The organism is Micromonospora marincola (assembly GCF_056150385.1).
Window position 1 is genome coordinate 14,723 of record NZ_JAXCFT010000014.1, and the last position, 10,906, is coordinate 25,628.

The 10,906-nt window shown below is 70.5% G+C and carries 10 protein-coding genes; 1 reads left to right on the top strand and 9 read right to left on the bottom strand.

Annotated elements, in window-relative coordinates; all coding sequences use genetic code 11:
- The first annotated feature begins 65 nt into the window (after positions 1-65).
- Positions 66-1,118, top strand: a complete 1,053-nt coding sequence (locus tag SM450_RS23735; RefSeq protein WP_474621975.1) for a polysaccharide deacetylase family protein — start codon at positions 66-68, stop codon at positions 1,116-1,118.
- Positions 1,119-1,257: 139 nt separating this feature from the next.
- On the opposite strand, the gene SM450_RS23740 is transcribed toward SM450_RS23735, so the two are convergent.
- The 9 genes from SM450_RS23740 to SM450_RS23780 form a co-directional block, all read right to left on the bottom strand.
- The gene (locus SM450_RS23740) at positions 1,258-2,562 is read right to left on the bottom strand and encodes a sulfate adenylyltransferase subunit 1 (RefSeq protein WP_474621976.1); all 1,305 of its coding nucleotides are present in this window, start codon (positions 2,560-2,562) and stop codon (positions 1,258-1,260) included.
- Positions 2,562-3,476 carry a sulfate adenylyltransferase subunit CysD gene (gene cysD, locus SM450_RS23745; RefSeq protein WP_474621977.1) on the bottom strand — a complete coding sequence of 305 codons (915 nt, stop codon included), beginning with the start codon at positions 3,474-3,476 and terminating at the stop codon, positions 2,562-2,564. The genes SM450_RS23740 and cysD overlap by 1 nt, the downstream gene beginning before the upstream one ends.
- A gap of 83 nt (positions 3,477-3,559) precedes the next feature.
- Positions 3,560-4,393: an ABC transporter permease gene (locus SM450_RS23750; RefSeq protein ID WP_474621978.1), complete on the bottom strand. Its 834-nt coding sequence runs from the start codon at positions 4,391-4,393 to the stop codon at positions 3,560-3,562.
- The gene (locus SM450_RS23755) at positions 4,390-5,610 is read right to left on the bottom strand and encodes an ABC transporter ATP-binding protein (RefSeq protein WP_474621979.1); all 1,221 of its coding nucleotides are present in this window, start codon (positions 5,608-5,610) and stop codon (positions 4,390-4,392) included. Before SM450_RS23755 ends, SM450_RS23750 begins: the two co-directional genes overlap by 4 nt.
- 58 nt (positions 5,611-5,668) lie before the next feature.
- Positions 5,669-6,760, bottom strand: a complete 1,092-nt coding sequence (locus SM450_RS23760; RefSeq protein ID WP_474621980.1) for an extracellular catalytic domain type 1 short-chain-length polyhydroxyalkanoate depolymerase — start codon at positions 6,758-6,760, stop codon at positions 5,669-5,671.
- A gap of 115 nt (positions 6,761-6,875) precedes the next feature.
- On the bottom strand, positions 6,876-8,687 hold the full coding sequence (locus tag SM450_RS23765; RefSeq protein ID WP_474621981.1) for a hypothetical protein: 1,812 nt from the start codon (positions 8,685-8,687) through the stop codon (positions 6,876-6,878).
- 66 nt (positions 8,688-8,753) lie between these two features.
- On the bottom strand, positions 8,754-9,716 hold the full coding sequence (locus SM450_RS23770) for a sulfotransferase domain-containing protein (RefSeq protein ID WP_474621982.1): 963 nt from the start codon (positions 9,714-9,716) through the stop codon (positions 8,754-8,756).
- A 26-nt stretch (positions 9,717-9,742) separates the two neighbouring features.
- Entirely contained in the window at positions 9,743-10,564 is an 822-nt protein-coding gene (locus SM450_RS23775; RefSeq protein ID WP_474622069.1) for an alpha/beta fold hydrolase, read from the bottom strand.
- Between the two features lie 2 nt (positions 10,565-10,566).
- Positions 10,567-10,875, bottom strand: coding sequence for an acyl carrier protein (locus SM450_RS23780; protein ID WP_474621983.1), 309 nt, complete (start codon positions 10,873-10,875; stop codon positions 10,567-10,569).
- Positions 10,876-10,906 lie beyond the last annotated feature (31 nt).

Consider the following 10,906-nt stretch of genomic DNA (forward strand, 5'->3'; position numbering starts at 1 on the left):
ACATTAATCCCTGTCGATTAATCCAGGCGTCGACAGGTGTCACCCGTCCCAAGGAGGACCTGCGCATGTACGTCAGCATCGGCGGCTCCCGCCGCCCGTCCGCTCCTCGAACATCGCGTCTCACCATCCGGTTGGCGGTGCTCGCCTCCGCCGTGGCGCTGAGCGCCGCCGGTATCGCGGTTGCGGCCACTCCGTCCAGCGCCGCCACCTGCAACGGGTACGTCGGCCTCACCTTCGATGACGGGCCGACCGGCAACACCAGCGCACTGCTGTCCGTGCTGCGCGCGAACAACGTACGGGCGACCATGTTCAACATCGGGCAGAACGCGCAGGGCAACCAGTCCGCCGCGCGGGCCCAGGTCGACGCCGGCATGTGGGTGGCCAACCACAGTTGGAACCACGCGCACATGACCTCGATGAGCCAGAGCCAGATGCAGTCGGACCTCTCCCAGACCAACTCGGCGATCCAGTCGGCGACCGGTGTACGGCCGCAGTTGTTCCGCCCGCCCTACGGGGAGACCAACTCGACCCTCCAGTCGGTCGCCACGTCGCTTGGCCTGCGCCAGGTGATCTGGGACGTCGACTCCCAGGACTGGAACGGCGCCAGCGTCAGCCAGATCGTCTCCAACGCCAGCCGCCTCCAGGCCGGCCAGGTGATCCTGATGCACGACGGCATCCAGAACACCCGCGACGCGATTCCGCAGATCGTGGCCAACCTGAACAGCCGTAACCTCTGTCCGGGCATGATTTCACCGAGCACCGGCCGAGCGGTGGCCCCGGACGGCACTCCGCCGCCGACCACCGCGCCGCCGACCGGCACGCCCACCACCCCACCGCCCAGCGGCGGGTGCACGGCGACGGCGACGACCCCCAACGTCTGGGGTGACCGGTACAACACCTCGGTGACGGTTCAGGGGGCCAGCAACTGGACCGTGGTCGTGGCGGTGACCGCTCCGCAGCGGATCGTCACCACCTGGAACGGCACCCCCAGTTGGGACAGCACCGGTTACGTGATGACGATGCGGTCCAACGGCAGCGGCAACACCTTCGGCTTCACCACGATGATGAACGGCAACAGCGGCGCCAGAGCCCAGGTCCGTTCCTGCACCACGGGCTGATCCCGGCGGCCCCGCCTACGGTGAACCCCAACTTCCAGGTCGAGGTCGAGGGGCCCGGTTTCACGCAAAGAGTGGCTATCCACGCTCGGATAGCCACTCTTTGCGTGAATCTGGCGCGTGTCGGGGACGGGGGTGGGGCTCAGGTGCCTTCGACGATCATGCCGGCGGCGACGGTGCGGTTGGTGGTTTCGTCGATGATGACGAAGCCGCCTGTGGTGCGGTTGCGTCGGTATTCGTCGGCGAGGAGTGGGATGGTGGTGCGGAGTCGGATGCGGCCGATTTCGTTGAGTTTGAGGTTGTCGGCGGTGTCGTCGCGGTGCAGGGTGTTGATGTCGAGGCGGTAGTGCAGGTCGCGGACGATCGCGCGGGCGGTGCGGGTGGTGTGTTTGATGGTGTATCTGCCGCCGACGTGGAGGGGGCGGGCTTCGTCCATCCAGCAGATCATGGCTTCGATGTCCTGGGCGACCATGGGGGCGTTGTTCGGTCGGCAGATCAGGTCGCCGCGGGAGATGTCGATTTCGTCGGTGAGGCGGACGGTGACCGACATCGGGGGGAACGCCTCGTCGACGGGGCCGTCGGCTGTTTCGACGGCGGCGATGCGGCTGGTGAATCCGGACGGCAGGACCATGACTTCGTCGCCGGGTTTGAGGACGCCGGAGGCGACCTGGCCGGCGTAGCCGCGGTAGTCGGTGACGGTGGTGGACTGGGGGCGGATCACGTACTGCACCGGGAAGCGGACGTCGACGAGGTTGCGGTCGGAGGCGATGTGGACGTGTTCCAGGTGGTGTAGCAGTGACGGCCCTTCGTACCAGGGCATGTTGTCGGAGCGGGTGGCGACGTTGTCGCCTTGCAGCGCCGACACCGGGATCACCGCGAGGTCGGGGGCGTCGAGTTTCGCGGCGAACGCGGTGAACTCGTCGGCGATCCGCTCGAACACCTCCTGGGAGAAGTCGACCAGGTCCATCTTGTTGACACACAACACCAGGTGCGGCACTCGCAGCAGCGAACACAGGAACGCATGCCGTCGGGACTGCTCGACCAGACCCTTACGGGCGTCTACCAGGATCAACGCCAAATCGGCGGTGGACGCCCCGGTGACCATGTTCCGGGTGTACTGGATGTGCCCGGGGGTGTCGGCGATGATGAACTTACGCCGCGGCGTGGCGAAGTACCGGTACGCCACGTCGATGGTGATGCCCTGCTCCCGCTCCGCCCGCAGCCCGTCGGTCAGCAACGCCAAATTCGTGTACTCGTCGCCCCGCGCGGCGCTGACCGCCTCCACCGCCGCCAACTGGTCACTGAACAACGACTTCGTGTCATACAACAATCGGCCGATCAGCGTCGACTTACCGTCATCCACACTCCCGGCGGTCGCGAACCGCAACAGGTCCATCGGCCGCGCCTCAGGCAACGACTCAGCCGGCGCCAGCATCTCGGTACCCATCAGAAGTAGCCCTCCCGCTTACGGTCCTCCATCGCGGCCTCACTGACCCGATCATCACCCCGAGTCGCCCCCCGCTCCGTGACCCGGGTCGCGGCGACCTCCTCGATCACCTTCTCCACCGAGTCCGCATCCGAACGCACCGCCGCGGTGCAGGAGGCGTCACCCACCGTCCGATACCGCACCACCGCGGTGAACGGCTGCTCACCCGCACGCGCCCGGAAGAACTCGTTCACCGCGTAGAACATGCCATCCCGCTCCACCACCTCCCGCTCATGCGCGAAGTAGATCGACGGCAACGGAATCCCCTCTCGCGCGATATAATGCCAAATGTCCAACTCGGTCCAGTTCGACAACGGAAACACCCGAATCGACTCCCCCGGATGATGCCGCCCGTTATACAACGACCACAACTCCGGACGCTGGTTCTTCGGATCCCACTGCCCGAACTCATCCCGGAAACTGAACACCCGCTCCTTCGCCCGCGCCTTCTCCTCATCCCGCCGCGCCCCACCGAACAACGCATCAAACCGATGCTTCTCCACCGCGTCCAACAACACCGGCGTCTGGATCCGGTTCCGCGTCCCGTCCGCCGCCTCCCGCACCAGACCCTTGTTCATGGCCTCCGGCACACTCGCCACGATGAGTTGCAGGCCCAGCTCGGACACCCGCCGGTCGCGGTAGTCCAACACCTCCGGGAAGTTGTGCCCCGTGTCCACATGCATCACCGGGAACGGGATGTTGGCCGGCGCGAACGCCTTCTGCGCCAACCGCAACATCACGATCGAGTCCTTACCACCGGAGAAGAGCAGCACCGGCCGCTCCATCTCGGCCACCACCTCACGCATCACAAAGATGCTCTCCGCCTCCAACTCGTCGAGCTGTGACACCTGGTACGCGGTCGAGCCGCTGCTCATAGCGGGTCCTCGGGCGGGCGTCGCGTCGGATTCGGCGGGGGTGGGGTCTGTCATGGCAACTCCTCGGTGCGGGGTGGACGTGGTCACTGGATCGCCCGACGGCCGAAGCAGCGGACGCTGACCCAGGTCAGCACGACGGCCATCCCGGTCAGCACGGTCAGGCACACCCAGGCCGGCAGGTGTGGTACGCCGGGAAGCAGGGCCCCGCGTACCCCCTCCGAGACGTAGGTCATCGGGTTGAGCGCGGTGACCGCCTGGTACCACGGCACCGACGACAGCCGGGGCCACGGGTAGTGGATGCAGCCGGTCCAGATGATCGGGGTGAGGATCACCGCGAAGGTGACGTTGATCCGCTGCACCGGCAGGGTGGTGGCCAGGCTCATCCCGAGCGCCCCGCCGATCCACGCGCCGAGCAGCGCCACCACGAACGCCAGCGGCAGCCCCGCCGGCCGCCACGGCGCGGAGCCGACCATCAGCGCTCCGAGCGGGTAGATCAGCACGGCCGCGAGCAACCCCCGGATGGTGGCGATCACCAGCTTGCCGATCGCGACGTACCCGGTCGGCAACGGCGCCATCAGCCGGTCCTCGATCTCCATGGTGAAGCCGAACTCCTTCACCAGCGGCAGGGCCACGCTCTGCAACGCGGTGGTGAGGGCGGCCAGCGCGATGATGCCGGGCAGGAACACGTCGGCGAAACCCCGCCCGACCAGGCCCTGGCTGCCCAGGACGGTGTTGAAGACGAAGAGCATGAACAGCGGGGTCATCCCGACCTGCACCAGGATGACCCAGAGTTCCCGGCCGGTGACCATCAGGTCGCGGCGCAGCACGGCGGCGAACACCCGTCCGGTCCCGGGGCGGGGGCGCGGTCGGGAGGTCGGGCGCAGCGAGGTCGGGGTCGGGGTGTCGAGAGCGGTCACCGCGGTTGCCTTCCGGTGAGTTCGATGAACACGTCCTCCAGGCTGGGTTCGCCGATGTCGACCGCGTTGATCGCCGCCGACCTGGTGGTGAGCACGGTCACCGCCGGCCCGAGCAGCGCGGCGGGGTCGGTGGCCAGGTGCAGGCGGATGCGCAACCGCCCGCGACCGCCGTTGCCCGCCGCGTCACCGCCGGGACCGCCGTTGCCCGCCGCGCCACCGCTGCGCCCGAGGAGGCCCGCGTCGGCCAGGGCGGCAAGCCGCCCGCCACCCGGCCGCCCACCACCGCTCCTGGCGGCAAGCGCGGCCAACACCCCGGCCCCGCCCGCCCCGGCTCCGGCCAGCCCCGCCCCGGCCAGCCCCGCCCCGCCGGCACCGGGCCGCCATCCGGCCGGCGCGGCCGGGGCCGCCAAGCGTTCCGCCTTGCGTACGCCGGTCAGCTCGCCGAGGGCGGCGCAGAGCGCGTCGGGGTCGTCGCCGCCGGCCGGGGTGACCGTCAGGTCGAGCAGCGCGTCACCGGCCAGGCCCCGGACCAGGTTGGTCGGGGTGTCGAGGGTGAGCAGCCGGCCGTGGTCGACGATGCCGACCCGGTCGACCACCCGGGCCGCCTCGTTCATCGCGTGGGTGGTCAGCACGATGGCCACCCCGCGTTCGCGCAGTTGCCGGAGCTGAGCCCAGATCAGCAGGCGGGTCTGCGGGTCGAGGGCGTTTGTCGGCTCGTCGAGGAAGAGCACCGCCGGCTCATGGGCCAGCGCACGGGCGATCATCAACCGCTGCGCCATCCCGCCGGAGTACGCCTCGATCCTCCGGTCGGCCCGCTCGGCCAGGCCGAACCGGTCCAGCAACTCCTCGGCGCGGGCCTGCGCGTCGCGTCGCCGTACCCCGTGGTAGGTGGCGTGGTAGACCAGGTTCTGCCGGGGAGTCAGCGCCCGGTCCAGGTTGTTGTGCTGGGGCACCACGGCCAGTTGGGCGCGGGCGGCGGCCGGGTCCCGGCCCACGTCGATCCCGCCGACGAGGGCCCGGCCGCCGGTGGCCCGCAGCCGGGTGGTCAGGATGCCGACGGTGGTGGACTTGCCGGCCCCGTTCGGCCCGAACAACCCGAAGATCTCGCCCGGCGCGACGGTGAACGACAGCCCGTCCACCGCGTTGGTGTCGGTGCGGGGGTAACGCTTGACGAGATCGTCGACCTCGACCACGGCCGGCCCGTCTCTGCTGGGCATCTCAACTCCTGTTCTGCGGGTGCGGAATGCCGGCATGCCATCGGCGCCGGCAAGCAGGTCAGCCGCCGGTGGGCTTGGGGTGCGCGGCGAAGAACCGCCAGATGGTGTCGGTGGCGTTCAGCGCCGTGGAGGGGGGATCGAGGTTGAGGAGTTTCTCCGCGCGGGGCGGGTTGGGGCGACCGCCGGGCCACTGGTGGCCGGCGTCGGCGATGGTGATCAGTTCGACGGCGCGGCCCTGGGCGCAGGTCGCCGTCGACCTGGTGACCGGCCCGTCGGTGGTCGCCTTCGGCGCGGCGCAGTCGTCGACGGCCCGCCAGCGGGCGGCCAGTTCGGGGGTGGGCGGTCCGTCGATCTTCACCGGGTTGCGGCCGGTGCCGTCGTTGTCCCGGCGGCCGGGGCCACCGCCGTACGGCATGGTCTGGTCCTCCCGGCCGTGGATGTGCAGCACCGAAACCGGTTTCGGGTCGGGGCACTGCCCGGTGAGCGTGCTCGCCACCGCCCCGATCGCGGCGAAGGTGGTGGTGTCGCAGACGAGCCGGTACGCCAGCAGCCCGCCGTTGGAGATCCCGGTGACGTAGCGGCGGGCCGGATCGACCGGCAGGTCCCGTCCGACGCTTGCGACCAGCTCGGTGATGAAGGCGACGTCGTCGACGCCCTCACGGGCGGGTGCGCCGCAGCACTGCGGGCCGACGGCCCAGGCCCGGTTCAGCCCGTCGGGGAACAGCACCAGGAAGCCGTCCCGGTCGGCCTGTCCGGTCCAGCCGTACGCCTGCTCGGCCTGCTCGCCGGTGCCGGCCGCGCCGTGCAGCATCACCACAAGCGGGACCGGCGTGGCGAGATCGGCCGAGGCGGGCCGGTACAGCCGGTAGCTGCGTTCCCGCCCGTCCACCGTGATGGTGTGCGTGGAGCTGCCGACGGGGAAATCAGGTGCCGGGCGTGCCGCGCCGGAGGAGGGGGCGCCTGCCGCCGGGCGGGACCCGCCGCCGGTGGGTCCGTCGTCCTGCCGGCCGAGGCTGCACCCGGTGACGGTGCTCAGGCTGACGAGCAGCGCGAGCGTTCCGGCGAGGCGGGCCGTGGAACCGAAGGCCGCCGGCCGGCGGGACGGGTGAGGTTCCGCCTCGACGTCAGACCGAATAACGGTAAAAGGCATCATATGAATACTTTCGCCCGCGAATGTTCGAGCCAGGTAAGGGATGCGCCAGGATTCGGCCAGCGAGCGGGTGCCGGCCCGGCGACGGCGCTGTCACCGGACCGGCCCCCGGCCCTCAGTGACCCCGGAGCCGGATCAGTTCCCAACCGCCCTCGGGGACGTCGTCGCCCGGATCGGTCCGCAGGTTCATCGGGTTCGCCATCCCCAGGTAGACGGTCGGACCGTCGGAAACCATGTTGCGGATGCCGTAGTTCAGGTAGTTGCCCAACCCGGTCTTGTCGACGGCTGTCGCCGGTTTCGTCGGCGACGTGAACGCGTACAGGTCACCGCCGTAGACCGCCTCGGGCAGGGCGCTGGCCCGCATCCCGGCCGCCTCCATCGGCGCCTCGGCCAGATCGTCCGCCAGCTCCGGCGACAGGCCCAGCTCGGCGGCCGCCTCCTTGCCCAGCTCCTTGGCCAGGTAGCTCCAGTCCATCGTGCCGACGTACAACTTCCCGCCGGCCACCACCATCTTCCAGGTGTAGTTGTTGTACGGGTTACCGAAACCGGCCGGGCCGAACTTCGGCGTCTGGTGCGTCGACTGCAACGCCCACGCCCCCGCCCCACCATTGGCCGCCGGGTCGTACGCGGGCAGCTCCGTCGAGCCGTACAACAGGTCGATCTTCTGGAAGTGGGTGCCGAAGTTGCGACCCCGGTAGATGCTTATCGACCGCTGGGTGTTCTGGATGGTGGCCTGGGCCGCCGCCTCGTCCGCCGGCGGATACGTCGCCATGTGCACAGTGGTCGCCTTCATCGGCACGTGCATCGTGCCCCAGTAGAGGAAGCCGCCGTAGGAGGCCAGGCCGCCCAGGGCGTACGCGCGGGCCACCACCGGGTCCGGCTCGTAGGCGGACACGTTCCACACCTGCTGCCAGCCGTCGGCGTCCTCCGGGTTGAGTCCCGGGGCGCCCGAGGCCAGCGGCGGGCTCATCCAGACCGCGGCGATGCTCGCCGGCGGGGCGGCGGCGCCTGCGGTCGGCCCGGCCAGCTCGTCGTCCGAGCCCGGCCAGGTGGTGACGAAGACCCGACCCTGGTGCACGGTGAGGTCGGCGGCCTGCGCCGGCAGGTTCGCCACCACCGTGAACGCGAACGGGTCGGACTTGCTGCCCGACCACCGCAGCACGTTGCCGCGCTCGCCGCCGTTCGCGCCGACGCCCACCCCGGCGTACAGCGCGTCACCGGCGACCGTGAAGTGCCGGATGTTGCCGTACATCGGGAAGTTGCGGGAGCCCAGGTACGCGCCGGTGTCGGTGTCGAACGCGAACAGGTTGACGCTCGTGCCCAACGCCGGGCCGCCGAGCAGCGCCACCCCGCCGAAGTTGCCGGCCGCCCGGATGCCCGCCGTGGTCTGCAACCGGTTGGCGTCCTCGGTGGAGGCCGCCTTCACCAGGTCGGTCTTCTCGGTCAGCTTGTTGGTCCGGGTGTCGTAGGTGTAGAGGCGCGGCTGCCGGTGATCGCCGAGGATGGGCGGCAACTGCGGGTTGCGCTTGGCGACCTGGCTCTCGCCGTACTCGCAGACCCAGTCGTCGTTCACCGTCGGCTTGGTGTTGCGCAGGGCCCGCCCACTGGTCAGGCAGTTGACGTTCGCCCCGGTGCCGAACCACAGCGTCCTGCCGGCCCGGGTCATCCCCCACAGGTACGCCTGGTTGACCTTCGCCTGCCCGGTGGCGCACGGCGGGCCGGCCGGGTACGCCAGCCCGATCCCGGCGAAGCACTCGTCCGGCTGGGCCTTGGCGAGCAACTGCGGGCTGCTCTGGTGCGAGCCGGCCGCGCCGGCGGCGTCGAGCGGCGCGCTGAGCGCCGCCGAGGGAGCCACAAGCACGGGCCCGAGTCCGAGTACGGCGACGACGGCCATCAACCGTCGCGCGGAGATCCGGAGTGGATTCAACTGTCTCTCTTTCTACGGAAGGGGGACACCCGCCGGTTTCGGGCGGGTGGGACGGACAGGGACCGGTCAGACGGCGGCGGGCTGCCTGCGGGGCGCCGGGACGACGACCCGCGACGCCATCCGCTCGGCCCAGCCCGACGGGTCGGGGAAGTCCAGGAACCGACCGAGGCCGGTCAGCTCCCCGACCGGTTCGGCGACCAGGTCCTCGTAGGACATCCGCAGCAGGTGCTCCGGGGGCACGTCGCGCAGCGCCTGATCGGCCTGGCTGCTCATGAAGGCGCACAGGCCCAGGTAGCGGCGCAGGTCCGCGCCGCGCTCCCGCAGCGCGTCGGCGGTCAGCCGGTCCGGCAGGTACCGCTGGAGATCGTCCGGCACCGACTGGTCCGCACCGACCCGGAACGGGTCCAGGCCGCACCGGCCGAGGAACTCCACCCGCAGTTGGATGAGCTGGAACGACGAGTGCCGGCTCATCGACCGGGCGGTGTCCTCCCAGTTGCGGGTCAGGTAGACGACCTTGCAGTCCGGGAAACCCCGCAGCAGGTACGGCGCCACGTGGCTGGAGCCGCCGGAGCGTTCCACCCACCGGGTCTTGCCGGTGAGCGTGGCGAGAAGGTCCAGGAAGTCGTGGTGGTGCTGGGCCACCGTCTGGGTGCGGAACCCCGGCACCCGCTCGGCGAGCCCGTCGAACAGCGCGTCCGGGTCGGCGGTGAGCTTCGACAGGGTGATGGCCAGGATGCGGGGCAGCTCGGTCAGCCGGTCGGCCCACCGGCCCGTGGCCGGGTAGCGGACCTCCTTCGGCGGCAACCCGATCCGGAACAGGGTGGACAGCTCCGCCTTGGGGCTGGCCAGCACCGCCCAGTATTCGGCGCCGGTGAGCACCTCGGCGCTGCGCGCCCACGGCGCCACCGACATGAAGAACTCCTGGGCCGACAGGGTGTCCGGCTCCTCGTGGATCAGGTCGGACAGCAGTGTGGAGCCGCACCGACCATTGCTGATGATGATCGACCGGCCGGTGATCGGGGTGTCCATCGGAAGACCTCCTGCGTGTCGTGCCGTCATGCGGTGGTGGGTTGGGCCAGGTCGAGTGCGCAGTCCTCGGCCAGCCAGGCGAGGACGAGCCGGCGGACCTCCTCCGGCCGGTCGATCAGCACCGTGTGCTTCTGGTCGGGCAGCACCACGACCCGGGTCTGCGGCAGCAGCCCGCGTACCGTCGGGGCCAGCTCCACCACCGCCGAGTCGCCGCCGTAGAGGCAGAGCACCGGGCAGCCGATGGCGGCCAGCGCCTCGGTCGTCGGCAGCGGACTCGCCGGCAGCTCCCGCCCCAGGCTGGTGTCGGCGAGCATCCGCTGCGTCTCCGCGGCCCGCTGGGCGGCCACCCGGCCCCGCCGGGCCCCGATCTCGGTGACCGCCCCGCCGCGGGGCAGCCGGGCGGCGACCCGGGCGAGTCGCTCGCGGACCCGGCGCATCCACTCGGGGACCGGCGGGGCCGACTCCACGGCCACGATGCCGGCCACCCGTCCCGGATGCCGGGCGGCGTATCCGAAGGCGATGGTCCCGCCGAACGAGTTGCCGAGCAGCAGCAGCGGACCTGTCACGTCGAGGCCGGTGAGCAATGCGGCCAGATCGTCGACGAAGTCGTCCAGGGCGTACCCGGTGGCGGGGCGCTCGCTGCGCCCGTGGCCGCGCAGGTCGTACAGGACGGTCGGGACACCGGCCCGGGACAACGGCTCGGCCAGGGTGAAGTACCAGCTCGCCATGGTGTCCGAGGCCATCCCGTGGATCAGCACGGCGGTCGGCGGGCCGGTCCGGCCGGCGGCGGCCGGACCGGGGGGATCGAGCCGCTGCGTGTGCAGGGTGATCCCGTTCGCCCGGACCATGGTCACCGGGTGCCCGCCCCGACCTCGCCGGCCTTCGCCAACGAATCGGCGATGTGCGTGACGAGCTGCCCGACCTTCAGCTCACGGACGGTCTCCAGATCCAGCTTGGCGACGAAGTGGGCGAAGTTCACCGTGTCGCCGTAGCGGGCCTGGAGCCGGCCGGCGAGCGCGACGACGTCGATGCTCTCCATCCCCAGGTCGTCGGAGAACGTGGTGTCCATGGTGATCACCTGGTCGTCCGCGAAGTCACCGAGGACGGCGTCGATCATCTCGGTGAGTTCGGCGAGGATGGTGTCCTGGGCCGCGGGCATGGCGGTACTCCTTCTGCTTGTCGGTCGGATG